23 protein-coding genes and 2 pseudogenes are annotated in these 24,506 nt (G+C 70.7%); 14 read left to right on the forward strand and 11 right to left on the reverse strand.

Translation table 11 applies throughout. The features are described from left to right. Positions 1 to 99 precede the first annotated feature (99 nt). From ACFJIX_RS06025 to pssA, 6 genes and pseudogenes are all read left to right on the forward strand, one after another. Positions 100 to 1,974 carry an ABC transporter ATP-binding protein gene (locus ACFJIX_RS06025; protein ID WP_377158444.1) on the forward strand — a complete coding sequence of 625 codons (1,875 nt, stop codon included), beginning with the start codon at positions 100 to 102 and terminating at the stop codon, positions 1,972 to 1,974. A gap of 178 nt (positions 1,975 to 2,152) precedes the next feature. Then, positions 2,153 to 2,827, forward strand: coding sequence for a hypothetical protein (locus ACFJIX_RS06030; RefSeq protein WP_377158446.1), 675 nt, complete (start codon positions 2,153 to 2,155; stop codon positions 2,825 to 2,827). A 41-nt stretch (positions 2,828 to 2,868) separates the two neighbouring features. After that, entirely contained in the window at positions 2,869 to 3,168 is a 300-nt protein-coding gene (locus ACFJIX_RS06035) for an HPr-rel-A system PqqD family peptide chaperone (RefSeq protein ID WP_377158448.1), read from the forward strand. After that, entirely contained in the window at positions 3,165 to 4,079 is a 915-nt protein-coding gene (locus tag ACFJIX_RS06040) for an HprK-related kinase A (protein WP_377158450.1), read from the forward strand. The genes ACFJIX_RS06035 and ACFJIX_RS06040 overlap by 4 nt, the downstream gene beginning before the upstream one ends. Then, the gene (locus ACFJIX_RS06045) at positions 4,076 to 5,230 is read left to right on the forward strand and encodes a nucleotidyltransferase family protein (protein WP_377158452.1); all 1,155 of its coding nucleotides are present in this window, start codon (positions 4,076 to 4,078) and stop codon (positions 5,228 to 5,230) included. Before ACFJIX_RS06040 ends, ACFJIX_RS06045 begins: the two co-directional genes overlap by 4 nt. 141 nt (positions 5,231 to 5,371) lie before the next feature. Next, positions 5,372 to 5,966: pseudogene (gene pssA, locus ACFJIX_RS06050) on the forward strand (CDP-diacylglycerol--serine O-phosphatidyltransferase). Between the two features lie 74 nt (positions 5,967 to 6,040). On the opposite strand, the gene ACFJIX_RS06055 reads toward pssA, so the two are convergent. Beyond that, positions 6,041 to 7,462 carry a S41 family peptidase gene (locus ACFJIX_RS06055; protein WP_377158454.1) on the reverse strand — a complete coding sequence of 474 codons (1,422 nt, stop codon included), beginning with the start codon at positions 7,460 to 7,462 and terminating at the stop codon, positions 6,041 to 6,043. Here ACFJIX_RS06055 and ACFJIX_RS06060 point away from each other — a divergent pair. Beyond that, positions 7,439 to 8,224: a hypothetical protein gene (locus tag ACFJIX_RS06060; protein ID WP_377158456.1), complete on the forward strand. Its 786-nt coding sequence runs from the start codon at positions 7,439 to 7,441 to the stop codon at positions 8,222 to 8,224. The two genes, ACFJIX_RS06055 and ACFJIX_RS06060, sit on opposite strands and share 24 nt — an antisense overlap. Before the next feature lie 18 nt (positions 8,225 to 8,242). Here the strand turns inward: ACFJIX_RS06060 and ACFJIX_RS06065 are convergent, their stop codons facing one another. Both ACFJIX_RS06065 and ACFJIX_RS06070 read right to left on the reverse strand, forming a co-directional pair. Continuing rightward, a complete protein-coding gene (locus ACFJIX_RS06065) occupies positions 8,243 to 9,628 on the reverse strand; it encodes a S41 family peptidase (protein WP_377158458.1) in 1,386 nt (461 codons plus the stop codon). A gap of 409 nt (positions 9,629 to 10,037) precedes the next feature. Continuing rightward, complete coding sequence (locus ACFJIX_RS06070; RefSeq protein WP_377158460.1) at positions 10,038 to 10,268, reverse strand: DUF2917 domain-containing protein; 231 nt, start codon at positions 10,266 to 10,268, stop codon at positions 10,038 to 10,040. A gap of 257 nt (positions 10,269 to 10,525) precedes the next feature. Between ACFJIX_RS06070 and ACFJIX_RS06075 the strand changes: the two genes are divergently transcribed. Beyond that, entirely contained in the window at positions 10,526 to 11,989 is a 1,464-nt protein-coding gene (locus ACFJIX_RS06075; RefSeq protein WP_377158462.1) for a PLP-dependent aminotransferase family protein, read from the forward strand. 7 nt (positions 11,990 to 11,996) lie between these two features. Here the strand turns inward: ACFJIX_RS06075 and ACFJIX_RS06080 are convergent, their stop codons facing one another. The 6 genes and pseudogenes from ACFJIX_RS06080 to ACFJIX_RS06105 all read right to left on the reverse strand — a co-directional run bounded on the left by ACFJIX_RS06080 (position 11,997) and on the right by ACFJIX_RS06105 (position 16,993). Continuing rightward, positions 11,997 to 13,031, reverse strand: a complete 1,035-nt coding sequence (locus ACFJIX_RS06080) for an alpha/beta hydrolase family protein (protein WP_377158464.1) — start codon at positions 13,029 to 13,031, stop codon at positions 11,997 to 11,999. Then, the gene (locus ACFJIX_RS06085; RefSeq protein WP_377158466.1) at positions 13,028 to 14,014 is read right to left on the reverse strand and encodes a DMT family transporter; all 987 of its coding nucleotides are present in this window, start codon (positions 14,012 to 14,014) and stop codon (positions 13,028 to 13,030) included. The genes ACFJIX_RS06080 and ACFJIX_RS06085 overlap by 4 nt, the downstream gene beginning before the upstream one ends. Before the next feature lie 21 nt (positions 14,015 to 14,035). Then, positions 14,036 to 14,431 carry a helix-turn-helix domain-containing protein gene (locus tag ACFJIX_RS06090; RefSeq protein ID WP_377158468.1) on the reverse strand — a complete coding sequence of 132 codons (396 nt, stop codon included), beginning with the start codon at positions 14,429 to 14,431 and terminating at the stop codon, positions 14,036 to 14,038. A gap of 97 nt (positions 14,432 to 14,528) precedes the next feature. Further along, a pseudogene (locus ACFJIX_RS06095) lies at positions 14,529 to 14,864 on the reverse strand (AraC family ligand binding domain-containing protein); the annotation flags it as partial. Between the two features lie 78 nt (positions 14,865 to 14,942). After that, positions 14,943 to 16,067: an AraC family transcriptional regulator ligand-binding domain-containing protein gene (locus ACFJIX_RS06100; RefSeq protein ID WP_377158470.1), complete on the reverse strand. Its 1,125-nt coding sequence runs from the start codon at positions 16,065 to 16,067 to the stop codon at positions 14,943 to 14,945. Then, positions 16,064 to 16,993, reverse strand: a complete 930-nt coding sequence (locus tag ACFJIX_RS06105; protein WP_377158472.1) for a GGDEF domain-containing protein — start codon at positions 16,991 to 16,993, stop codon at positions 16,064 to 16,066. Before ACFJIX_RS06105 ends, ACFJIX_RS06100 begins: the two co-directional genes overlap by 4 nt. Before the next feature lie 132 nt (positions 16,994 to 17,125). Here ACFJIX_RS06105 and ACFJIX_RS06110 point away from each other — a divergent pair, with 132 nt between their 5' ends. From ACFJIX_RS06110 to ACFJIX_RS06125, 4 genes are all read left to right on the forward strand, one after another. After that, positions 17,126 to 17,995, forward strand: coding sequence for a hypothetical protein (locus ACFJIX_RS06110; protein ID WP_377158473.1), 870 nt, complete (start codon positions 17,126 to 17,128; stop codon positions 17,993 to 17,995). Further along, positions 17,992 to 18,741 carry a hypothetical protein gene (locus ACFJIX_RS06115; RefSeq protein WP_377158475.1) on the forward strand — a complete coding sequence of 250 codons (750 nt, stop codon included), beginning with the start codon at positions 17,992 to 17,994 and terminating at the stop codon, positions 18,739 to 18,741. Before ACFJIX_RS06110 ends, ACFJIX_RS06115 begins: the two co-directional genes overlap by 4 nt. Positions 18,742 to 18,897: 156 nt before the next feature. After that, positions 18,898 to 19,785: a TonB-dependent receptor plug domain-containing protein gene (locus ACFJIX_RS06120; protein ID WP_377158476.1), complete on the forward strand. Its 888-nt coding sequence runs from the start codon at positions 18,898 to 18,900 to the stop codon at positions 19,783 to 19,785. Next, entirely contained in the window at positions 19,763 to 21,508 is a 1,746-nt protein-coding gene (locus ACFJIX_RS06125) for a TonB-dependent receptor (RefSeq protein WP_377161638.1), read from the forward strand. Before ACFJIX_RS06120 ends, ACFJIX_RS06125 begins: the two co-directional genes overlap by 23 nt. Here the strand turns inward: ACFJIX_RS06125 and ACFJIX_RS06130 are convergent. Then, positions 21,475 to 22,197, reverse strand: coding sequence for a hypothetical protein (locus ACFJIX_RS06130; RefSeq protein ID WP_377158478.1), 723 nt, complete (start codon positions 22,195 to 22,197; stop codon positions 21,475 to 21,477). The genes ACFJIX_RS06125 and ACFJIX_RS06130 overlap by 34 nt on opposite strands. Between ACFJIX_RS06130 and ACFJIX_RS06135 the strand changes: the two genes are divergently transcribed. Beyond that, the gene (locus ACFJIX_RS06135) at positions 22,160 to 23,221 is read left to right on the forward strand and encodes a phytase (RefSeq protein ID WP_377158479.1); all 1,062 of its coding nucleotides are present in this window, start codon (positions 22,160 to 22,162) and stop codon (positions 23,219 to 23,221) included. The genes ACFJIX_RS06130 and ACFJIX_RS06135 overlap by 38 nt on opposite strands. 105 nt (positions 23,222 to 23,326) lie before the next feature. Continuing rightward, complete coding sequence (locus tag ACFJIX_RS06140) at positions 23,327 to 23,788, forward strand: GNAT family N-acetyltransferase (protein ID WP_377158480.1); 462 nt, start codon at positions 23,327 to 23,329, stop codon at positions 23,786 to 23,788. Positions 23,789 to 23,834: 46 nt separating this feature from the next. Here the strand turns inward: ACFJIX_RS06140 and ACFJIX_RS06145 are convergent, their stop codons facing one another. Continuing rightward, positions 23,835 to 24,443, reverse strand: a complete 609-nt coding sequence (locus ACFJIX_RS06145) for a diguanylate cyclase domain-containing protein (protein ID WP_377158482.1) — start codon at positions 24,441 to 24,443, stop codon at positions 23,835 to 23,837. Positions 24,444 to 24,506: the final 63 nt, after the last annotated feature.

The following is a 24,506-nucleotide window of genomic DNA, read 5'->3' on the forward strand; positions in this document are numbered from 1 at the left end:
GTTTGGCTGGTTCGAAAACTCGTCGATCCGTTTCCGCAGACCCCGGCGCCTCAGCCGCCCAAGGGGTTCTTCGCCTTCGTCTGGGCCGGCTCGCACGGCATGCGCGGACTGGTGGGGGTGCTCATCGTCCTGACCGCCGCCATCGGCGCCTTCGAGGCGCTGCTGTTCTCGATGCTGGGCTCGGTCGTCGACTGGCTCAGCCAGGTCCCGCCCGCGCAGTGGTGGGCGACGCAGCAGGACAAGCTGCTGATGCTCGGCGGCATCCTGCTGGCCAGCCCGCTGCTGATCGCGCTGCAGTCGCTGAGCAAGTACCAGGGCCTGTCCAGCAACTTCCCGATGCGGCTGCGCTGGAACTTCCACCGCCACCTGCTCGCGCAGAGCATGAGCTTCTACCAGGACGAGTTCGCCGGCCGCGTCTCCGCCAAGCTGATGCAGACCGCGCTGGCGGTGCGCGAATGCTGGCTGATCGTCACCGACATCCTGGTCTTCATCACGATCTACTTCGTGACGATGCTGGGCGTCGTCGGCAGCTTCGACGCGACGCTGCTGCTGCCCTTCCTGGGCTGGCTGGCCTGCTACGTGGTGGCGCTGAGCTACTTCGTGCCGCGCCTGGGCAAGGCCGCCACCGCGCAGGCCGACGCCCGCAGCCTGATGACCGGCCGCATCACCGACGCGTACACCAACATCAGCACGGTCAAGCTGTTCTCGCACTCCAACCGCGAAGCCGGTTTCGCCCGCGGCGCGATGCAGGACTTCCTGAACACCGCCTACCGCCAGATGCGGCTGATCAGCGGCTTCGAGATCGTCAACCATGCGCTGTCGATGGGCCTGATCGCCTCGACCGCCGGCATGACGGTGTGGCTGTGGACGCAAGGCCAGGTCGGCATCGGCGCGGTCGCCGCCGCCACCGCGATGGCACTGCGCCTGAACGGGATCTCGCACTGGATCATGTGGGAGATGGCCAGCCTGTTCGAGAACATCGGCACCGTGCAGGACGGCATCACGACGTTGTCGCGTCCCATCGCGATCCAGGATGCGGACGACGCCAGGCCGCTGGACGTGACCCGGGGCGAGGTCCGCTTCGAGCATGTCGACTTCAGCTACGGCGGTCGCAAGACCGTGCTGCACGACCTGACCCTGACGATCCGCCCCGGCGAGAAGATCGGCGTGGTGGGCCGCTCGGGCGCGGGCAAGTCGACGCTGGTCAACGTGCTGCTGCGCTTCTACGACGTGGACAAGGGCCGCGTCCTGATCGACGGCCAGGACATCGCCACGGCCACCCAGGACAGCCTGAGACGGCAGGTCGGCATGGTCACCCAGGACACCAGCCTGCTGCACCGCTCGGTGCGCGACAACCTGATGTACGGCCGTCCCGACGCGACGGAGGAGGAGATGCGCGCCGCCGCCGAGCGGGCCGAGGCGGTGGATTTCATCGACGGACTGACCGATCCGAAGGGCCGGCAGGGCTACGACGCCCACGTCGGCGAGCGCGGCGTGAAGCTGTCCGGCGGCCAGCGCCAGCGGATCGCGATTGCCCGGGTGATGCTCAAGGACGCGCCGATCCTGCTGCTCGACGAAGCGACCAGCGCACTGGACTCCGAGGTCGAGGCCGCGATCCAGCGCAGCCTGTACCGGCTGATGGAAGGCAAGACCGTGGTGGCGATCGCGCACCGGCTGTCGACGATCGCAGCCATGGACCGGTTGATCGTGATGGACCAGGGCCGCATCGTCGAACAGGGCGACCACACGGCGCTGCTGGCCCAGGGCGGCCTCTACGCGAAGCTGTGGGCGCACCAGAGCGGCGGCTTCCTGGTGGAGGACGACGTGGACGTGGAGGAGGACACCCCGGCGCAAGGGCGGGCGCGGGCGTTGTCGCCTGAAGCCGTCACGGGCATGGGCCATCCGCCTCATGCCGTCGGATCCACCGTTGGACACATGGATCCAGCGTCAACGACAGCAAGGGATTCCGCGTAAGCAGGCGCTGACTTATCTGGCGCGGGACGGACACCGCACGCCACCCGTTCAAGGGGTTGGGCGGGGTATCCGGTGGCAGGCTTGTATGGAACACTGCGATCGCAGGTCGGACGGGAGCGCCGATCCGCTTGAGCGTCCGCAGGAATCAGGACGGCATAGCACCACGAAAGCTGAGCATATGGACAACAGCAGCGACACCACCCCGCAGTCTTCGGCCACCCCGACCCCGGTCAAGGGTTCCGTCGTCTCGCAACGCCGCCGCCGTTTCATCCAGGCAGGCGTGGTGCCGGTCGGTCTGACGCTGGCCAGCCGTCCCGCGATGGCGTGGCACTGCAACACGACCTCGGCCTGGGGCTCGGCGATCCTGCGCAACGGCGGCGCCAGCGTGCAGGCGCGTGCCGACGCGGCGGTGATCAACAACACCGAGTGCTGGTACATCTCCAACTGGAAGGACAACTCGGGCCGGTCCCAGGTGCGCGGCGGCAACGCCCCCTGGAACTACGTCATTGCCCAGTACTACTCCGGCAAGACGCTGACTTACGCGCGCAACAACCTGACCGTCTCCAAGCTGTTCCCGGGCGGCCTGAAGAACGTCAGCGGCACGGCCAACGTCTACAACCTGCTGAAGAACGACCCGTCGGGCTACGGCACGATGATGATCGTCGCGCGGCTGAACACCTTGTTCGCCGGCAACAGCGTCGGTCAATGCGTGCTGTCGGCGACCGGCCAGGACATGCTGCTGCAGATGGCCTCCCAAGGCCCCGGCCTCTTCAAGCCGACCAACTCGACCGGCGCGGCCTGGACCCAGGCGGACTTCAAGAACTACCTGTACAGCAACTGGCTCGTGGCCTGATGGCCGGAGCCGCCTGGCGCTGCAGGCAACCGATCGCTGAGGTGCTGCTCGCCTGGGAGGGCGAACAGCACGCGGTCTATTTCGACCCCGACAGCGGGGACACCCACCTGATCGCCGCGCTCGGCGCGCAGCTGGCCGAATGGCTGGCCGCCGAGCCGCTGGACCGCGACCAACTCCTGGCGCGCCTGGCCCGGGACGTCGACTGGGACGAGCCGCCCACCCCCGAGGCCCTGTCCGAACTGCTGGACCTGCATCTGCGCCGCCTGGCCGACATCCACCTGCTGATGCCGACGGACCTGGCGGATGCGGTGGCGGAGGCGGCGGAGGAGCCGGTCGCTTGAGACTGCAGGACGTCGGCACCGCCGGGCTGCGGGCCCGGATGCGCGACGGCGGCGTGACGCTGCGGCTGTCGCCCTTCACCGTGCGCGTGCGCTCGGACATCCCCCATCTCGCGGCCGACGTCGCGGCCATGTACCAGGATTTCGAGCTGGCCGGCGACGAGGAGTTCGTCGACTTCCACGTCGCCGTCCTGCGCAGCCCCCATTGGCTGAGCCGTCTGCAGGGCCGCGCCGAGTTCTGGTTCGACGGCCAGCGCTCCTTCACGCCGCTGCCGGCCGCGCAGGCGCTGGCGATGCTCGAATGGGGCATCAACTGGTGCATCGCCGCCCACGCCCATCAATACCTGCTGATCCACGCGGCGGTGCTCGAGCGCGACGGCCGCGCGCTGCTGATGCCGGCACCGCCGGGCTCCGGCAAGAGCACGCTGTGCGCCGCGCTGGCGCATCGCGGCTGGCGGCTGCTGTCGGACGAACTCGGCCTGCTGGACATGGCCACCGGCCTGGTGCATGGCATGGCGCGGCCGATCAACCTGAAGAACGCGTCGATCCCGTTGATCCGATCCTTCGTGCCGGAGGCGCATTTCAGCGCGTCCATGCCCAACACGTCCAAGGGCACGGTCGCGCTGGTGCGCGCGCCGCAGGACGCGATCGAGCACCGGCTCGCGCCCGCCCGGCCCGCCTGGGTCGTGCTGCCCGCCTGGCGCGCCGAGGCGGCCGCGCAGCTGCTGCCCATCGAGCGCGCCCGCGCCTTCATGGACCTCGCCGAGCAGTCCTTCAACTACGACGTCCATGGCCAGGCCGGTTTCCAGACGCTGGGACGGCTGGTCGACGCCTGCGCGTGCTACCGCTTCGAGTACAGCCGGCTCGACGAGGCCGTGGCGCTCTTCGAAACGCTCGCGGAGGCGGCGCCATGAGCGCGCGTCATGGTCGCGGTCACGGCGAACGCCGCCGTCCGCTGCTGGTCCGCGTGCTGCTGCAGCCCGCGATCGCGGCCGGATTGAGCCTGACCGACTGGGACCTGCTGCTGCGCCAGGCGCGGCGGTCCAACCTCGCCGGCAAGCTGGCCGCGCAGATGGAAGCCGGCGGCTGGCTGGCCACACTGCCCGAGCCGGTGCAGCCGCATCTGCGCTCGGCGCTGCTGCTGTCGCGGCGGCAGGCGCAGATGCTGCGGCGCGAGGTCGACCTGCTGCGCCAGACACTGGCCGAGCTGCCCGGGCCGCTGATCCTGCTCAAGGGCGCCGCGTATGCGCTCGGTGGACACGCCCCGGCGTCGGGGCGGATGTTCAGCGACATCGACCTGCTGATCCCGCCCGAACAGCTGCCGCGCTGCGAGACGACGCTGCTGGTGCACGGCTGGGACTTCGACGACGGCCTGGACGCCTACGACCAGCGCTACTACCGCACCTGGATGCACGAGCTGCCGCCGCTGCATCACAAGCGCCGGGGCACCTCGCTGGACGTGCACCACACGCTGCTGCCGCCGACGGCGCGCACGCCGCTGGACAGCCGCGCGCTGTTCGACGCCCCGCGGCCCCTGGACGGTCTGCCTGGCGTCTTCACGTTGCCGCCCGAGGACATGCTGCTGCACAGCGCCGCCCACCTGTTCCACGAGGGCGAGTTGCCCAACGGCCTGCGCGACCTGTTCGACCTCGACGCGCTGTTGCGCGAGTTCGGCGCGATCGAGGGCTTCTGGCCGCGGCTGGCCGAGCGCGCGCGGCGGATCGGCCTCTCCCGCCCGCTGTGGCTCGCGCTGCGCTACACGCGGATGCTGCTGGACACGCCCTATCCGGACACATTGCCGTCGGCACTCGGCCCGCCGCCGGGTCCGGTGGCGCTGCGACTGCTGGACGCCTGCTATCGCCGCGCGCTGCGGCCGGCCCACGACAGCTGCCGCCTGCCCGGCCACGCGCTGGCCGAGGTCGCGCTGTACGTGCGGTCGCACTGGCTGCGGATGCCGGTCGGGTTGCTCGCGCTGCACCTGGGGCGCAAGGCCTGGGGCCGGATGACGGCGGTGCCGGAGGCGCCCCCGGTCGACGCGCCCGGCGCGACCCGGGGCGACGGCTGAGAGCCCTCCCCCGCCCTCTTCTTCCCTTCTCAGCTCGCGAGACTGGGCCGAGGTGAGGGCCTGCCCGGGCGCGGCCTTTGCCACGTGGGCCAAGGCCTTCGCTTATGCTCGCTTCCCATGAACCGACCCAAGCCTTTCTCCATGATCCGCGAGTTCCACCTGGCGGACTGGTTCACCCTGGGCAACGCCTTCTGCGGCGTCGGCGCGCTGTTCTCGGTGATGACCTTCCTGCAGACCGGCGCGGTGCAGCACCTGTACTACGCGTGCGCGCTGATCCCGGCGGCGCTGGTCTTCGACGTGCTCGACGGCCGCATCGCGCGCTGGCGCCAGAAGAGCTCCGCGATGGGGCGTGAGCTCGACTCGCTGGCCGACGTGATCTCCTTCGGCGTCGCGCCGGCGGTGATCGCCTACGGCTGCGGCATGCAGGGGCTGTGGGACCGCATCGTGCTGGGCTTCTTCGTCGCCTGCGGCGTGTCGCGTCTGGCCCGCTACAACATCACCGCCGAGACGCTGTCCGGCGGCAACGACAAGGTCGCCTACTTCGAAGGCACGCCGATCCCCGACCTCGCTGCTGATCGTGATCGTGCTGTGGATCGCCGCCTGGCAAGGCGCGATCGGCGAGGCGCTGTGGTTCGGCGGCGTCAAGCTCGGCGGCTTCACGCTGCACCCGCTGGTGCTGCTGTTCGCGATCTCGGGCTCGCTGATGATCAGCCGGATCAGGATTCCGAAGCTCTGATCCGGCGCGACGGTCAGGTCGGCATCATGCCGACTGACCGCCGCCAAACCGCCGCCAGACCGCCGCCGCCGCCCTCAGTGCGGCGGCGTCGTGACGATCGCGCCACCGCGCAGCAGATCGCGCCAGGGCGCCCGCGGCGCCGCATCGGCGGGCCGGTCTTCCGATGGCCTCGTCACCCGGCACTGGCCGGTGGCGGCATGGATCAAAGCCGCTTTCAGCAGCGCCTCATCGGGATCGCTGAGCTCATGGGCGAGATCGTCCACCACGAAGCAGCCCTGAACCCCATTGGCGCCCGATCCGCCCGGCACGAATCCCTCGCCGTAACCTGAGAATCCCTGGGCGTTGCTCACGACATGGTCCAGCGGCAGGTAGGTGTGGCCGCAGTTGGCCCTCGGGCTGGCGGCATAGGGGCGACCGCAGGTGGTGCTGCCGATCAGCACGACATCCACGCCGACGCCCCGCAGGCCGTTGATCAAGGCCTCGCTGGCCGCGCATGTGCCGGCCTGGGTCAGGACGTACACGCGCCGAAGATGGCCGGCATCGAGCGTGGGCAGGTCAGGCGTCAGACAGCGCCCGCTCAGGTCGGCGCAGCCACGGAACGGCAGCTCCGTGCCGCTCAGTTGCCCGCCCTGGAGGCGCGAGAAGGCTTGTCCCATGCTGCGTTTGCCAGCGACCATGTAGGGCAGTTGACTGGCGACGGACAAGTCGCCGCCCTGGTTGAAGCGCAGGTCGATCACGAGGTGGTCGATCCGCGCCTCGCTGAAGTCATTGATCGCGCTGACCAGCTCGGCGGTCGCGTGCGCGCCATGTTCCTGGAACAGCAGATATCCGACATCGTCCTCTCCCATCTTGATGAGCTTCGCCACCGGCACGGGCTGCCTGGCGAGGCCGCTGGTCAAGGTCACGGTCCTCGTCGAAGCGTCGCCCTCCGACCTCAAGATGAAGCGGTGCTCCGTTTCCATGTCGCGCGGAAACATCAACGCCGCGAGGAGGGCCGCGCGTTCCTCGTCGTCGTCGTCGGCCTCGACGCCGGCGGCTGCGACCAGCGTATCGCCCCGCTTGACGCCTTGCCGCTCCGCCCGGCTGCCGGGCTGAACGAAAGCGACCCGGATGTTCCTTGGCGGCGTGTGCGATCCCACGGACCATTCGATGCCGAAACCGGGCACTTTCTCGCCGCTCATGAAGGCATTGAACGCGGACGTGGGCACGACCTGGGTGTATTCATCCCGGCGCTTTCCGCCGGGCTTGAACGCGGGCGAGCGCAGCGCGTCCAGATAGGCCGACAGGGCTCGCGACACGTCGTTGTCGTCGAGTCCATCGACATATGGCACGTCCTGGCGCCAGAGGTAGACCTCGTCCATGAGTGAACGCACCCAGTTCCGCTCGATTGCCAGGCTGCCGGTGGGCGCTCCGTCCCGGGCGTTCTCCGCTTCGACGTTGTCCGGGGCGCACTGCCCGGCGTAGACCGAGCTGTGCTGAAAGGCGCGATTCAGCACCCGACCGGCGTCCACGCCGTCCTTGCCGTCCGCGCCAGCCGGACCACGCGGGCCTGGAAAACCGGGCCGGCCTGGAAGACCTTCCGGACCAGGAACGCCCGGCTCACCACGTTCACCCGGATTGCCGGGCGAGCCGTCCTTGCCATCCCGCCCGTCCTTGCCCGCCGGTCCGGGCAGGCCCGCGTCGCCGGGCAGACCGCGAAGCCCGTGCAAGCCGTCCTCGCCATCCCGTCCATCCTTGCCCGCCGGTCCAGGCAGGCCCGCTTCGCCGGGCAGACCGCGAGGTCCGGGCATGCCGTCCTCGCCATCCAGCCCATCCTTGCCATCCCTGCCCGCCGGTCCGGGCAGACCGGCCTCGCCAGGCAGACCGCGAGGTCCGGGGGAGCCGTCCATCCCGGCCATCCCATTCGTCCCGTTCGTCCCGTTCGTCCCGTCCCGGCCATCCTTTCCAGCCGGCCCCGGCGGGCCGTCCTTGCCATCGGCCCCGTCCACGGCCATCACGTCTTCGCCGCCGTCATGGCAGCCTTGCAAGACCGCGACGCAAGCGGCGCACATCACGATGATCGACGCACGCTTGGCCGCGCGCTCGATCCAGGTTCTCTTGGTCATCTCTGCTGTCCGCCGAACGAATCGGCCGCCTCTGTGGGAGAAGGCGACTTTGTCGAAGCGCTGCGGGCAGGGTTCCGTTGCCCAGTGCAACAAATCGGCGCGCGCGACAACGAAAAAGCCGCTCCGGGGAGCGGCTTCTTCAGTGCGCCATGAACGGCGCGGACCGACGGCTCAGGGCCGTCCGCCGACGATCCGGTTGCTGCGCGCCGCGAGCTTCTTGAGACTCAGCGCGATCGCATCGCCGTCCGCCGCCCGCACGCCCATCGCGCGGGCCCGGCCCGTTTCAGACGACTGCGCCGCCGGGCAGGTGCCGTTGGCCCGGTACTGCAGCGCCGCGGCCAGCATCGCCTCGCTGGTGTCGCCCAGCGCGTGGTCGAAATCGTCCGCGACCTGGCAACCCTTGACCCCGGTCGCGCCCGTGCCCGCAGGGACGAAGCCGTCCGCGTACTCGCCGAAGCCCTTGTTGTTGGTGCCGACGAACTCGATCGGGAAGTAGCTGTAGCCGCAGTTGTCCTTCGCGGAGAAGCCGTAGGGCTTGCCGCAGGTGGTCCCGCCGACCAGCACGACCTCGATGTCGACGCCGCGCAGGCCGTTGATCAGCGCCTCGCTGGCCGAGCAGGTGCCCGACTGCGCCAGCACGAACACGCGCTTGAGGTTCAACGCCGGCAGCGGCTGCTGGGACGTGCAGTTGTTGCCCGACAGCAGGCAGGACTCGCTGTAGAACGGCGTCTTCGAATCCGGGCTGTTGGTTTCCGCGCTGCGCTTGCTGTTGTAGCGCAGCTGCTCGAAGGTCTTGCCCGACGTCGCCGTGCCGCCCGCGATCATGTAGGCCAGCTCGCTGGCGATGAACAGGTAGCCGCCGCCGTTGTAGCGCAGGTCGACGACCAGATCGCTCACGCCGCTGGCGCCGAAGCTGCGCATCGCGCTGATCAGCTGCGCCTCCGCCGTCAGGATGTGGTCGTTGAAGACCAGGTAGCCCACCTTCGCGCCGTCGGCGGCGGTGAGCACCTGGCTGGTCGGCACCGGCGTCTTGGTGACATTGCCGGCGACCAGCGAGACGTCGCGCGGCAGCCCCGCGTTGGACGTCAGCACCAGGCGGTGGCTGCCGCCCGCGGTGTCGGGGAAGAGCGCCGCGTTGAGCGTGTTCACGCCGGCCGCATCGGCGGCATCCGCGGCCGCGCCGTCCGCGGTCACCAGCGTGTCGCCGCGGCGCACGCCGGCCCGGTCGGCGACGCTGCCGGGTTCCACGAAGGCGACGCGCAGACCGCGCGGCGGCGTCGGCGACTTCATCGACCATTCGATGCCGTAACCGACCTCCACGCCGCTCTGCGACAGCGCGTTCCACTCGCGCGTGCTCATCATGAAGCTGAACTGGTCCTTGCGCTTGCCGCTCGCCGTGAACGCCGGCGACAGCAGGTCCTCGAAGTAGGCGTTCAGCGCGGTCTCCACGTCGCTGCCGCTGTAGGCCGCCGCCGAGGCGTTGATCGACGGCACGTCCTCGCGCCACAGGTAGGCCTCGTCGAGGTAGGAACGGACCCAGCTCTTCTCCGTGGACAACGAGGCGGTGCGCAGATTGGCCGCCGCTTCCGTGTTGCCCGGCGCGCATTGCTGGGCGTAACTGGCGCTGGGCTGGATCGTGGTCTCGCCCCCCGGTGTTCCCGCCGGTGTTGCCCCCGCCGCCGACGGAGCCGCCGCCGTTGTTGCTGCCGCCGTTGCTGCCGCTGTTGCTGCCGTTGAGCGGCGTGCCGCTCTCACCGCCCCCCGCCGCCGCAGGCGCTCAGCATCAACACGCCAACAGCGCCGGCCACGGCCAGACGCGCCACCCGGCCCATCACGGATCGATTCATCGCAACTCCCTCGTGGGACTTCGGTCCCATGTCTTGTAGGTTGGCTGACATCGTCGTGATGTCATCGGGAAACCTTCGAGGGCCGATTTATAGCGAAAAACCGGTGACAGGCCTTGGACTTAATCGAGGGTCTCCGCCCTCAGGGTGACGAGTGATGCGCCCTCGCCACTGGCGAAGATCCGCCAACCGAACCAACCCGGGGGCGCCGGCAGGTCCAGCGTCTGGCCGGGTTCCAGCCAGTGATCGTCCGGCCAGCCGACCCGGGTGATCCAGGCCCGGCCGCCGAAGACCCGCAGCCGCACGGGGCGCCGCAGGCGCAGCGCGACCGGGCGGCCGTCGGTCGGCAGCACGAGGGCGTCGGGACCCGGCCCGGGAGGGACAAAAGCCGGCGCGGGCCAGACCTGGGGCTGGAGGCGGGGCCGGAACGGCGAGGGGAGCAGGCGGAGCGGTTGCATGCCGTCACCTTAAAAAATATGGCTGTCGCGCTCCATCCACAGCCGCCGACCGACACGAGGCATACAGCCCGCGCACGAACCGGGCCTGTGCTGGCCGGCTTGCCGCTCATCTGTATCGGTCATCGCCGGGTGGGAACACACAGAATCGATGCATGGACGCGCCGCTGTTACCGCTGTACATGCAACTCGCCGACCGGATGGCCCGGTCGATCCGCTCGGGCACCTTGAAGCGCGGCGAGCGGCTGCCGTCGGTGCGGGAGCTGGCGGGACAGCACGGCGTCTCGCTGTCGACGGCGGTCCAGGCCTACCGGTGGCTGGAGGACGCCCGGCTGATCGAGGCCCGGCCGCGCTCGGGCTACTTCGTCGCGGCACGCCCGCCGCGGCTGCCGGAACCGCGCGTCTCGCGCCCCGACACGGCGTCCCGGATGGTGCAGCTGGACCAGCTCGGCGTGCAGGTGATGGCGCTGTCGCAGGACCCCGCCTTCATCTCCTTCGGCGCGGCCTGTCCGGGCCCGGAGCTGTTCGACCAGGACCGCGTCCGCCGCGCGATGGCGCGCGCGGTGATGCGCCATCGCGACCTGCTGTGCACCTACCCGCTCGGCCCCGGCATGGAGGAGGCGCGGCGCGCGGTCGCGCGGCATGCGCTCGGCCTGGGCTGCGTGCTCGACCCGGACGAGGTCGTCCTCACCAACAGCTGCATGGAGGCGATCAGCCTGTGCCTGCGCACGGTGTGCAAGCCCGGCGACGTGGTGGCGCTGGAATCGCCGACCTATTACGGCTTCCTCGAGATCCTGCAGAGCCTGCACCTGCGCGCACTGGAGATCCCCACGCATCCGCGGCACGGCATGTCGCTGGACGCGCTGCAGCTGGCCTTCGAGACCCAGCAGGTCAAGGCGGTGCTGACGGTGCCGACGCTGTCGAATCCGCTGGGCGCGTCCATGCCGGTGCCTGAGCGCCGCCGGCTGGCGGCGATGCTGGCGCAGCACGACGTGGCGCTGATCGAGGACGTGCTCTACAACGACCTGTCCGAACAGGAGGACAAGCGCCGCGCGGTGAAGTCCTTCGACACGACGGGGCACGTGATGATCTGCGGCTCGTTCTCGAAGACGATCGCGCCCGGGCTGCGGCTGGGGTGGGTGGAAGCGGGCCGCTGGGGCCAGGTGTTGCGGCGGACGAAGGCGGTGCAGTCCGGCGGCCAGACCAGCGTGCTGGAGCTGGCGCTGGCGGACCTGCTGACGCAGGCCGGCGGCGGTGCCGCGTTGCGGCAGCTGCGCGCGACGATCGCCGCGCGCGTCGACCACGCCCGCCAGATGATCGCGGAGAGCTTCCCGAAGGGCACGCGCGTGTCGGACCCGGCCGGCGGCTTCATCCTGTGGGTGGAACTGCCTGACGGACTGGACACCGCCCTGCTGTACGAGGCCTGCCTGGCCGAGCACATCGTGATCGCGCCGGGGATGATGTTCTCGGCGAGTCCGCGCTTCCGGAACTGCGTGCGTCTGGGTGTCGGCGGCCAGTGGGGCGAAGCGCACCCGCGCGCGCTGCGCCGCATCGGAGCGTTGGCGAAGGCGCTGCTCATGGCCCCTTCCAACACGTCCAACGACGAGCTCGCGGCTTAGCAGTCGCTCATCCCTGAAGCCATTCGTCCTTGGCGTCCAGGCCCTTCGGTGACTTCAGGCGCGTCAGCGCGCCTTCGTCCTCGAGCAATCGCCAGCGCCACCAGTCCGTACTGATGGACTTGATGAGCGACGCGTGGTGCGCGGCGAGCTTCTCCGGAGCGCCCTCACGCGCCCGCCCCAGCAGCCGCTGCCCGAAACCCGCGCCTCGCTCGCCGCCGCCGCCGAAGCTCATGTGATCGGCGCCCTCGAGCCACAGCTGCGCCTTGGCGCCGGCGGGCAGCGTGTCGTAGACGACGCGGCGATAGCGGCCGTCGCGCTCCTGGCCGATCGGGTTGCCGTCGAGGCTGCCGGTCAGGCACAGCATCGGGCGCGTGATGCCCTTGATGCCGCCCGGGAAGTGGCCGGCCGACGGACTGAACGCGGCGAAGGCCCTGAAGTGCGAGTCGGTCAGGTCCGGCGCGTTGCGCACCTGGAAGTCGCGTCCCGCGACCGCCAGCGTCGTCTGGGCGCCGAACGAGTGGCCCGACATGCCGAGCGCCTTGGGCGACACGCGCGCCCACGGACCGCTGCCATCCTTCTGCAGATTCAACATCTGCCCGACGGCGAACTGCACGTCGTGGCCGCGTTCGATCAACTGCTCGACGCTCGCGGCGGCCTTCACCGCCTGCAGCCCGCCGCGCCAGATCGCGCGATCGCTTCCCGCATGCTGCAGATGCAGCGTCGCGATGCCGGCCTCGGCCCAGGCCTGCCCCCACTCGGTGCCGCCGTCCAGGCTGCCGCCCAGGCCGTGCGAGAACACCACCAGCGCCATCGGCCGGTCGCCGTCGGGCAGGCGCAGCCGCCAGGGGATGTCGCGCAGGCGGGACTGATCGCGCCAGACGCCTTGCTGGACGCCGGCATCCGGCGCGCTCTGCGCACGCGCGGGAAGCCATGCGGCGGCACCGAAGGGGAGGCCCACGGCCGTCACGGCGGAGAAGGCGGAAAAGGCGGAAGCGCGCTTCAGGAGCGCGCGGCGAGCGGGGTCGTGAGGCAGAAAATTCATGGCGACGAGGCGGGCAGATGCCGTTCCCGCCCCGGTGGCGGCACCGGCTTGAGGCGCAGGGCCCAGGAAACGCCGCCGACCAGCAGCGCCACGCCGGCCACGCCCATCAGCGGCGGCCACTCGGCGCGATGCCACTGCGCATAGGCGAGCGCGGCCAGCGTCTCGAAGACGATCAACTGGCCCACCAGCGCGGTGGGCAGGCGCTGGCTGGCCTCATTCCAGCACAGCGTGCCGAGCCAGGACGCGAACAGCCCGACGGCGGCCATCAGTCCGACATAGGGCCACAGCCGGGGACCGGTGGGGAAGTCGAAGCCGGCGGGCAGCAGCGGCAGCCCGGCGCCGTCGGCGATCGCGAGCACCACGAAGGCCAGCACCGCCATCGGCAGCGTCACCAATCCCTGCGCGGTGGCCCAGGCCCGGGGGTTGCGATCGGCGTGCGCGCGCAGCCAGTCGGCGTTGCGGATCGGGTACCAGGTCCAGCAGGCCAGCGCGATCAACGCCAGACCCGCGCCCTGCAGGTAGCGGCCCAGTTGCTGGGGCGCGACCGCGGCCTGCTCGACCTGGTTGACGCAGCCGATGCCCAGGGCGATCAGCAGCAGCGCCGGCGCCAGGTCGCGCCAGCGGTAGTGGCCGTCGCGCGCGGCGTTGCGATGGTTGGAGCAGACCGCGATGACCACGGGCAAGGTGCCGATGATCATCGTCGGCAGCGGTCCGCCGGCGCGCTGGATGGCGGCGGCCAGCGTCAGGTAGTAGAGGAAGTTGCCGATGGCGCTGAGCTTCACCGCGTCGACCCAGTCCGCGCGGGTGAGGCGCTTCAGCTCCCGCCAGTCGATCGACGCCAGCGGCACGGCCAGCAGGCCGAACGCGAGGTAGCGGCCGGCCATCAGCATGGCGGCGGGGTAGTCGGGCAGCAACAGCGGGGTGACGAACACCAGGCCCCACATCAGGCCGGCGGCGAGCGCGAACAGGAATCCGGACAGCATGCGGCGCAGTGTCGCCGGGCGTCAGGGGCGGCGTCTTGTACCCAGTTGCTGCTGGTAGCGCGCCGGCGTCACGCCGTAGCGACGCGCGAAACCGCGCGTCAGGTGCGCCTGGTCGGTGAGTCCGACGGCGGCCGCGACCTGCGCGGGCGCGTGGCCGGCGGCGAGTTGCCGCTTGGCCTCGTTGAGCCGCAATGCCATCAGCGCCTGCTGCGGCGTCGCATGGTGCTGCGCCTTGAAGCTGCGCAGGAAGTGGAACGGGCTCAGGCCGGCCACGGCGGCCAGGCGTCCGGTGTCCATCGACTCGTCGAGGTGGGCCCGCATGTGCTCGATCACCGGCGCGAAGCGCGGCGCGCCGCCGTCGGGGCGGACCGGCGCGCGATGCGCGTGGCGGCTCAGTCCCTGGACCAGTTCGAGCAAGGCACTGTCGAAGGCCAGCGGCTCCGCGCGCGCGCCACAGCGCGGCGATCAGCGCGGCGGCGCGCGTGGCGGCCGCCGCATCGTGCGCCACCGCGACGTCGAAACGCCACGCCGGGCCGCCGTACAGCTCGGCCAGCAGCGCCTCGTCGAGGTAGACCATCCGATATCCCCAGGCGTCGGCCGTGGCCGCCTCGCCGGTGTGGATGTCCTCGGGGTTCATGAGCATCAGCGTCGCCCGGGGCGCGAGGTGCTCGCCGCCCCGCCAGCGGAAGCGCCCGACTCCGTCCGTGATCGCGCCCAGGCCGTAGGCCTCGTGCGTGTGCGGCTCGAAGCTGTGGCGCAGGATGTGGGCGTGGTACAGCTCGACGCCCGCGCGATGCGCGGGACGCCGGTACTGGGCCTGGTCCTCGGGATGTTCGAACGCCGTGGGCATGAGGCCGAGTCTATGCGGGCCTCGCGCCACGCGTCGGCGCCAGCCTTCGCGGCTTCGGAAGTCCGTGGATCGCGCCGCTCAGAGCAATCCCGGCGTCATCCCCGTCCAGCGCTTGAATGAACGCCGGAAGTTGCTCTTGTCGGTGAAGCCCAGCGAGCGCGCCACCGCCTCGCCGCGCTGGCCGCGCATCAGCATGAGGTAGAGCGCCGCATGCGCGCGGACCTGGTCCAGCTGCGCCTGGTGGTGGGTGCCGAGCTGGGCCAGCTGGCGCTTCAGCGTCGCCGGGCTGACGCCGAAACGCCGCGCGCTGCGTTCCAGCGACGGATCGCCGCCGACCTCGGCCAGCAGGTGGTCGTAGAGCGCCGCGAGCTGGCCGCGCGAGGCGGCTTCCGGATCCGCGCCCTGCGCCAGCGCGCTGGCCGCCATGGCCGGTCGGCCGGGGACTGCCGCGGGCCAGGGCGCGGTCGCCGCCGCCAGGGGCAGGCGCATCGCATCCACCTGGCAACCGAAGCGGAGATCGCTGCCGAGGTAGGCCGCGTGCTGCGAGAGCTCCCGCGGGCGCGTGCGGTTGAAGCTGAAGGACCAGGGCAGCGCCTGCCCGCCGCCCAGCCATTGCGCCATCGCGACGACGGCGCTCATCTGCATGTCCACGAGCAAGGGCTGCAGGCTGGCCGGCGCGCCGCAGGATTCGGTCCAGACGAGCAGCAGTTCGTCCGAGGTCTCGACCAGCCGAGGCGTGAGCAGCGGCGACAGACGTGCCGGCCAGTCGCACAGCACGCGCAGCGCCTGGCCCAGGTCGCCGGCCTGCTGCATCGCCTGGCTGGCGAGGCCGTAATGCCCCGGCAGGCTCAACTGGCCGACGACGAACCCGACGTCGCGCGCCAGCGGCTGCAGCGCGGCCAGCATCGACAGCAGTTGCCGAGGCGACAACACCTGCCCCGGCACCACCCCGCAACGGCCCAGCCATTCCTGCGGTTCGAACGCGCGGCTCCGGGCGAACTCGGCCAGCAGCGCGCCCTGGTAGGCCCACGGGATGAAGGCGCGGTCCGCGCCGTGATGCGGCACGGCGCGCGTCGGCAAGGCCTGACGCAACGCGGCCAGCGCATCGTCGGACGCAGCGGTCGCGCCGGTTGCGCCGGTCGCTGCGACCGCGCCCACCGCGGCGCTGGCAGCGGCGTCGGCTTCGTCCGCGACGAGCCTCACCGCAGCCGCTCCAGCAGGCGCAGCAGCTGCGTCTCCGCGTCTTCCTGCGGATCCAGCGCGGCGCTGGCCATGCGGGCGCTCAGCCGCGCCCGCGTGCGTCCGTCGGCGCACGGATGCACATGGGAGGACAAGGCCCCCAGCAGATCGCCCGGCAGCGCCGAATCGGCGTCCGGCAACACGGCCACGAAGCGGTCGGCCGCATAGCGGCACAGCAGGTCGCCGCCACGCAACTGCAGCAGCAACAGCGGGCCGGTGGCCTGCAGCAGCCGGTCGGCTTCGGCCAGCCCGTGCTGGCGCGCGAGCGTGGACAGGTCCAACCAGCCCAGCATGACCAGCGTGGTGCCCACCGCCGCCGTGCCCGCCGACGTCGCGTTCGACGCTCGTGCCAGGTCTTGCTGGCGGCGGATCTGATCCAGCAGGTAGGCGCCGTCGCCGAGTTGCGTCAGGCCGTCGATCTGCGTGTGTTCGCGATAGCCCCGCTCGCGCCCGGCGCGCAGCGCATTCAGCGCGAGCTGCTCCTGCCGCCACAGGTGCAGGCCGAAGGTCAGGCCCGTCATGCCGATGACGTGGAAGGTCGACTCCATCCCCATCAGCAGCGTGAACTCGCGCGGGAACTTCCAGAACTCGTCCATCAGGTCGGCCCAGCCGCCCAGCAGCATCCCCGACAGGCCCAGGCACAGCCAGGTCGTCACGCGGCCCGCAGGCCGGCTCGCGCGCAGCTGGACGAGCCACAGCGCCAGCATCGCGACGATCGAGGTCTCGCTGACAAGGTCGATCCAGCGCCAGATCGCCATCGGCTTGGCCACGGCCCAATAACCGAAGGCCCAGGTGATGCCCGCCATGGCCAGCAGCAGCGCATGGCCGAAATGACGCGAGCCCGCGACCGGAGCGAGCACCAGCGGCGGGCGAGGCAGCACGACTTTCATGGCGCGCGATGCTAGGCGGCGTGTGTGACAGCCGTTGTCACACGGCGGGGACGGGGTCGTTTCGGCTCACGAACGCCCGGCCAACGCCACTCACCGGCCTCCGTGGCCCCGCCACGTCAACCGGAGAACCTCTTGCCGAACCGCGTCCTGTCCCTCACCCCGATCGCCGCCGCGCTGCTGGCGCCATTGACCGTTTCCGCCCTGTCGACCGCCTTGCCTCCCCGATCCGTCACGGTCGTCACGACGCTCCCACCGCCGATGGTGATGTGCGGCAACGAGCCGATGCCCATCCTCGAAGCGCCCTACCAGGTGGTGTGCGCGCTCAACGAGGGCGTGATGGCCGATTCGGGGGCTGACCAGGGCGACAACATCCGTGCCGCGCTGGAACGCCTGGCCGACAAAGACACCGGCCTGTACTTCCCGACGGGCCGCTACCTCGTGTCGGGGCACCTCTGGCTGCGCAGCGGCAACGTGCTGGTGGGCAGCCGGTCCGGGGTCACGCACTTCGTCAATCCGGCCGGGAAGACGTCTTCCATCGATCAGACCTTTCACAGTGCCAACAACATCCTGGTCGAGGGCCTGGTCCTGGACAACATCGCCATCAACTTCACGCACGCCGGCACCAGCGTGGCCCGCTACAACGGCTTTCGCAATACTGCGTCCGAACAACCGCAGATCTGGACCCACGGGGCGGACAGGATCGTGGGCAACGTGCTGTGGCGTGAGCCGGACCATGCAGGCCGCGGCATCGCCGACTACGGCGGTCGCGGAGCGCTCATTTCGGGCAATCTGCTCGGCAGCGGCGACGCGAGCTCGACCGCAGGGATGAAGCGTCTGGCCGTCGTCGACGCCCGCACGCTGAAGCTCGCCAAGCGGATGACGTGGCTGGCCGCCATTGACGGGATGGTGCCCGACGCAGGCCAGCCTCAGGGTTACTTCACCGTTGCCCTTCATGTCGACGGCACCCGCGGGGGCAGATCACCAGGAATGACGTCTCGGTGAACGGTTCGCGCGGCGGCGAGGTCGGCCCCGCGGGCCAGGTGGCCCAGCTGAGGAACGTTCAGGACCTGTCCCTGATGGACAACCGTTTCGCCGTCGACGGCGACGCGGCCACCACCGGGCTGCCGCTCCTGATCGAGGCGCCGCAGGACACGCACATCACCGGGAACACGCTTGAGGGCGTCCCGCTGCAGCTGGTGCCAGACGCCGAGGGGAAACGTCCGACCAAGCGAACCATCGTCAAGACGAATGACCTGGTCGGCACTGCCGTGAGCGTCACCCAGCCTGTCACCGGCGACGACAAGGCCAGCACCACGATCGACGACCTGTCCTTCGTCCAGAACCGCTTCTGGCGGGTGGACCGCTCGCACTGCATGATCGACGCCCCGGTCCCCGTGCAACCGGGCAGGACCTTCGGGGAAATGGGCAACGTGCGGGTCCCCGGCAACGAGCCGGCGAAGACCTGCAATCTCCGCCCCTTGTCTCGCAAGGTGCCGGCGGGGACGACGGAGATCAAGCCGTCGGCAGAGGGTCGCCCTCCCGAAAGGACCACGTCCACGCCCGCCCCCGGCGACGGCAATGCGACGGCACCGATTCCCGAGGTCGCGATGCGACCGGTCCCAGCGACCGACGACCGGCAGCCCGAAGCACCCAGGAAGCGCCGCTGGTACCAGCGAGCGTCCGAGTTCATCGACGAGCAATCCGACGAGATCATCGACAGGCTGAGGGCCATGATCCGGCGGCTCTGACGTCGCCTGCGCGCCACCAGGGGGTCGGATCGGCTCACCGCGCCCCCGCGACGGAGCCGTCCGGGCCGGCACGACACGAGAATCGCGCGCTGTCACGGACCCGCCATCCGCGGTTCCTAACGTGCGTCGCCATCCGTGACTCACCGACCCCCGACCATGCGCACGCCTCCCCGCCCTACCCTGCTCGCCCTCTGCCTGTCCAGCCTCTTCGCCGCCGCGCCGGCCCTGGCCCAGCAGACGCAGGACCCGAAGAACGACGCCAGGACCGCATCGAAGGCCGAGGCGACGTCCGACGCGAAGGCCGATGCGAAGGCCGATGCGAAGAAGAACGCCAAGGACTCGACGCCCGAGGCGAAGCAGCTCGAGACCGTCGTCACCGTCGGCCAGGCCGCGTCGCTGCGCTCCGCGCTCGACAAGCAGACCGCCGCCTCGGGCATCGTCAACGTCGTGCACGCCGACGGCATCGGCCAGTTGCCCGACAACAACGCCGCCGAGGCGCTGGCCCGCATGCCGGGCGTCTCGGTCGAGCGCGACCAGGGCGAAGGCCGCTTCATCCGCGTCCGCGGCCTGGGCCCGGACTACAACGCCGTCAACATCAACGGCGCGCTGACGCCGGCCTCGGAGTCCGACCGCCGCGCGCCCGGCCTGGACCTGGTGCCGGCCGGCCTGATCCGGTCGCTCGAGGTGCAGAAGACGCTGACGCCGGACCAGGACGCCAACTCGCTCGGCGGCACGGTGACCGTGCGCACGCTGAGCGCCTTCGACCAGCCGGGACGGCTCTTCACGATGGAGCTCGGCGGCAACTACGACGCCAATGCGTCCAAGACCAAGCCGCGCGGCTCGGTGGCCTTCGCCGACCGCTTCGCCGGCGGCACGCTGGGCGTGGCGATGGCGCTGTCCGGCGACCAGCGCCGCTTCGCCAGCGACAACGTCGAGACCGGCGGGGATTCGGGACGGCGAGAAGCTCAACAGCTTCGAGCTGCGCCGCTACACCATCACCCGCGAGCGCGTCGGCGCCGCGCTGAACCTCGACTTCAAGCCTGACGACGCGTCGCTCTTCTACCTGCGCAGCTTCACCAGCAGGTTCACCGACCAGGAAAGCCGGCAGTCGGTCGCCGTCGAGTTCGAGGAGCCGCAGGCCCCCGGCGAGACCGGCGAAGGCACCGTCAGCCGCGGCCTGAAGGCGCGCAAGGAGATCAACAAGTCCAGCGCCGTGGTGCTCGGCACCGAGCTGTCGCGCGGCGACTGGAAGTTCTGGGCCGAGGCCGGCGCCGGTCGCGCCAGCGAGAACAAGCCCGACACGCTGGCCTCCTCCTCGTTCACGGCGGACTTCTCCGGCCTGGGCTACACGGACACGGTCAAGCCGATGCCCACGGCCGTCACGGGCCTGAACGACCCGTCGCGGTATGCCTTCAACAAGGCCAAGATCGAGAAGAGCAGCGCCACCGACCGCGTGCGCCACCTGAAGGCGGACGTGCAGCGCGAGTTCGACCTCGGCGGCTGGGACCTCGACCTCAAGACCGGCCTGAAGGCGACCCGTCGCGACAAGGACAACGAGCAGGAGACCTACGCGCCCAGCGCCAAGCTGCTGAAGAAGGCGCCGTACAACGTGCCCTCGTCGCAGCTGGGCCTGGGCGGCTATGTCGGCGGCGGCCCGGTCGACTATCCGTGGACCTCGTTCGGCCCCGGCATCGATGTCGGCAAGCTGCGCGGCCTGTACGGCGGCTACGACCTGAACGCGTTCCGCGACGAAGTCGATTCGACGGTCAACGACTACGGCATGAAGGAACGCACCGACGCCGGCTACCTGCAGGCGACGCTGGAGAGCGGCGGCACGCAATGGCTGGTCGGCGTGCGCCACGAGCGCGTGCGCTTCACCGCCGACGGCACCGCCTGGAAGGACGGCGTGCTGAGCCCGGTGCACGAGGAGACGCGCTCGCGCCATTGGCTGCCGGCGGTGCTGCTGCGCCAGAAGTTGAACGAGGGCCTGGTGCTGCGCGCGGCGCTGACGCATTCGGTGGTGCGGCCGGCCTTCGGGCAGTTGAGCCCCGGCGTGACCGTCGACGGCGACGAGGCCACCATCGGCAACCCGCTGCTCAAGCCGCTGCGGGCGCGCAACCTGGACCTGGGCCTGGAGCAGCGCCTGGGCCGCGACGGCGCGATGTCGGCCTACGTCTTCCACAAGAAGATCCGCGACTTCGCGTTCCAGACCGACCTGGCGGGCACGACGGGCTGGGAGGACTTCAGCCATGTCGAGGCCTTCGCCAACGGCGGCGACGCGACCGTGCGCGGCGTGGAGCTCTCCTGGAGCCAGGCGTTGAGCATCCTGCCCGCCCCGTGGAACGGCCTGGTGATCGGCGCGAACGGCAGCTTCGTGAAGTCGCGCGCGACCATCGGCGGCTACGACGCCGGCCAGTTCGTCAGCCGCCGCATCGCGCTGCCGAGCCAGTCCGACCGCAGCGTCAACCTGAGCCTGGGGTGGGAGTCGCCGGCCTTCGGCGCGCGGATCGCGCTGAACCACAAGTCGCCCTACCTGCTCGAAGTCGGCGACGTGCTGGACGCCCGCCAGGACCGCAAGGTCGACACGCAGAACCAGATCGACGCGTCGATGCGCGTGCAGCTGACCCCGCAGCTGCAGCTCCAGTTCGAAGCGCTCAACCTGAGCAACGAGCGCTACTACGTGTACCAGGGCAGCAAGGCCTTCAACACCCAGTACGAACAGTACGGCCGCGCCTACAAGCTCAGCCTGAAGCTGGCGATGTTCTGAGGCGGCGGCGCGGGATGACGATGATGACAAAGACGATTCGCGCATTCGCGTCCACTGCACTCGCCGCGACGCTGTCGGTGGCGGGGTTCTCCGCCGGCGCGGCGACGCCGAAGGCGGCGCTCGAACTCGGCAAGAGCGGGCTGCGCCTGCTCGACGACAAGGGTCAGGTGGTGGACGAGTTCGGCGTCCGGGCCAAGCGCTGGGATCGCCGCCAGTTGGCGGACGGGACGACGGTCGCGCTGCTGCAGGACGCCGATTCCGGCGCCCTGCGCCTGATCGAGGTGGGCGATCGGCAGCTGCGTGAACGCGCGCACTGGCATGGCCCCGCCTTCGATGTGGAAGCCATCTGCCTGTACCTGGAGCCACGGCAGCAGACGCTGCAGGCGTTCCTGCTGAGCAGCGACGGGTTGGCCGAGCAATGGGTGCTGGGGCCGTCGAACCAGGGCCAGGGCAGCGCCAAGAGCAACAGCAGCGGCAGCGGCAACAGCAAGGACGGTGGCAAGGATTTCGCGAGGGGCCAGGTGTTGCGTCAGCTCGCCACGGTCCCCGATGCCAAGGCTTGCACGGTGCGCGACGACGAGGCGACCTTGTACGTCGCCGAGGCTGGCGTCGGCCTGTGGGCCTTCGTCGCGGATGCGGAGCGCGCGGGCCGTGAGCTCGTCGCCCCCCGGTCTGGCGCCGCAGGACATGGCGCTCTGGCTCGACGCTCGCGCGGCGCAGCCGCGTCCCGTGATCCCGGTCGCGACGCCCTCGGCGCAGACCGAGCCGGTGCGCGGCGGCGGCGATGCGGCGGACGACCCGGCGATCTGGGTCCATCCGACCCGGCCGTCCCGGAGCCGCATCCTGGGCACCGACAAGAAGCGCGGCCTCGCGGTCTACGACCTGCAGGGTCGCGAGACGCAGTTCCTGCCGGTCGGCCGGGTCAACAACGTCGACCTGCGCCAGCGCGTGCGCGACGGCGATCGCACCTGGGACCTCGCGGTCGCGACGCAGCGCGACCAGCGCAGCGTGCTGCTCTTCGGCATCGACGGCGCGGGCAAGGTCTCGACGCTCGCCGAGCTGCCGACGGGGCTGGACGAGGTCTACGGCGTCTGCAGCGCCCGCCATCCGGCGGGCGGGCTGGATGTGTTCGTCAACGACAAGGATGGCCGGCTCCTGCAGATGCGCGTGACGCGCAAGGCCGGCGTGTGGACGTCGGAGACGGTGGCGTCGATGAAGCTGGCGACGCAGCCGGAAGGCTGCGTCGCGGACGAGCCCGGCCGGCAGCTGTTCATCGGCGAGGAGAAGCGCGGCCTGTGGCGCGTGGCGCTGGACGCGGACGGCCGGCTCGGCGACGCGACGCTCATCCTGCCGGTCGGCGAGGTGCTGCATGCCGACGTCGAGGGCATGGCGGTGCATCGCAGCGCGGCGGGCGCATGGCTGGTGGTGTCCTCGCAGGGCAACGACAGCTACGTGGTGCTCGACGCCGACGCGCCGCACGCGGTCAAGGGACGCTTCCGCGTCGGACTGAACCCGGCGCGCGGCATCGACGCGGCGTCGGAGACGGACGGCCTGGACGTGACCTCGGCATCGCTCGGCGGCGAATACGGCGAGGGCCTGCTCGTCGTCCAGGACGGCCACAAGCGCTGGCCGATGGGCCGGCAGAACTTCAAGCTGGTGCCGTGGCGCGAGGTGATGAAGGCGATCGAGGCGCCAACCACGCCGGTGCGCTGAGACGTCCGCTCACCCCGCGCGCCGGCGACGGCTTGATCGTGCGGACACCAGGGCTGATGATCCGGGCCTTTTCAACCCCGGGCTCGGCCCTCAGCTTCACCGCGCATGTCCTCAGATCTCGTCGTCCGTCCGATCGCTCCGTCCGACCTCGCCGCCTGGCGTCCGCTCTGGGACGGCTACAACGCCTTCTACGGACGCGTGGGCGAGACCGCCCTGCCCGAGGCCGTCACCGCGTCCACGTGGTCGCGCTTCTTCGACGAGCGCGAGCCGGTGCACGCCTTCGTCGCGGAACTCGACGGCCGGCTGGTCGGCCTGACGCACTACCTCTTCCATCGCAGCACGTCGCGGATCGAGGACACCTGCTACCTGCAGGACCTGTTCACCGCCGATGACGTCCGCGGCCGCGGCGTCGGACGTGCGCTGATCGCGGCCGTCACGGCCGCCGTCCAGGCGCGAGGCGGCCATCGCCTCTACTGGCAGACGCACACGACCAATGCCGCCGGTCGCGCGCTGTATGACCGCGTCGCGGAACACAAGGGGTTCATCGTCTACGGCCAGGATTTCTGACCGGGGGGAGATCGCGACGGCGGAGGCGCCGGATCCTGATCCGGTCTCAGCGCATCCGCCGGCGCAGATCCTGGCGCGCGCTTTCCGCGAGATCGGTGCCGCGCGCGCCGCCTTCCGGGAAGGACGCCATGCCCATCTGCAGGCGCACCTGCATCGTCACGGCACCGACGCCGTACGGCCCGTTGAGCGCGGTCTCCAGACGGTGCTGCACCAGGTGAGCCTCGGCGACGCCGGCATCCAGCAGCAGCACCGCGAAGCTGGTCTCTCCCACCTGCAGGACCATGTCGGTCCCACGCACCCGGCTGCGCACGCGACGACCCACGGCCGTCATCAGCCCGTCCCGGACCTCGGCCGCGGCGGCGCGTTCCCGGGCGCCCTCGCCCTCGCCCTCGTCCTCGTCCTCACCGACATCGTCGGCACCGGCCATGGCCTGCGCCGCGGTCGCCGCCGCCTCGGCCTCCAGCCACAGCACCGACAGGTGCCCGCCGTAGCGGCGGCACTGTGTCAGCTGGCGCGAGATCATGAGGCCGAACTCGGCCAGCGAATCCACCCGCGGCACCCACAGCGCCGGCGTCTGGCGCGTCGGCTTGAGGAGCCCGACCGGGGCCTGCTCCAAGGCGTCGGCGGGCGCTGCGGCGGCGGTGGACGGACTCATGCGCAACTGCTCCAGGCGGAAGACGGGTCACGCCCGCGCCTTTGCCTTTGATCGGCCTTCCGC

Origin of the sequence: Roseateles sp. UC29_93 (assembly GCF_042695725.1) — a bacterium.
Classification (GTDB): Bacteria; Pseudomonadota; Gammaproteobacteria; order Burkholderiales; family Burkholderiaceae_C; genus Roseateles; species Roseateles noduli_A.

Bases quoted from the DNA above. Each gene is read 5' to 3' on its own strand.
- ACFJIX_RS06140 (WP_377158480.1), top strand. From the start codon at position 23,327: ATGTCCTCAGATCTCGTCGTCCGTCCGATCGCTCCGTCCGACCTCGCC.
- ACFJIX_RS06085 (WP_377158466.1), bottom strand. From the start codon at position 14,014: ATGCTGTCCGGATTCCTGTTCGCGCTCGCCGCCGGCCTGATGTGGGGC.
- ACFJIX_RS06030 (WP_377158446.1), top strand. From the start codon at position 2,153: ATGGACAACAGCAGCGACACCACCCCGCAGTCTTCGGCCACCCCGACC.
- ACFJIX_RS06105 (WP_377158472.1), bottom strand. From the start codon at position 16,993: ATGAAAGTCGTGCTGCCTCGCCCGCCGCTGGTGCTCGCTCCGGTCGCG.
- ACFJIX_RS06145 (WP_377158482.1), bottom strand. From the start codon at position 24,443: ATGAGTCCGTCCACCGCCGCCGCAGCGCCCGCCGACGCCTTGGAGCAG.
- ACFJIX_RS06025 (WP_377158444.1), top strand. From the start codon at position 100: ATGCGCGGACTGGTGGGGGTGCTCATCGTCCTGACCGCCGCCATCGGC.
- ACFJIX_RS06120 (WP_377158476.1), top strand. From the start codon at position 18,898: ATGCGCACGCCTCCCCGCCCTACCCTGCTCGCCCTCTGCCTGTCCAGC.
- ACFJIX_RS06045 (WP_377158452.1), top strand. From the start codon at position 4,076: ATGAGCGCGCGTCATGGTCGCGGTCACGGCGAACGCCGCCGTCCGCTG.
- ACFJIX_RS06075 (WP_377158462.1), top strand. From the start codon at position 10,526: ATGGACGCGCCGCTGTTACCGCTGTACATGCAACTCGCCGACCGGATG.
- ACFJIX_RS06080 (WP_377158464.1), bottom strand. From the start codon at position 13,031: ATGAATTTTCTGCCTCACGACCCCGCTCGCCGCGCGCTCCTGAAGCGC.
- ACFJIX_RS06130 (WP_377158478.1), bottom strand. From the start codon at position 22,197: ATGTCCTGCGGCGCCAGACCGGGGGGCGACGAGCTCACGGCCCGCGCG.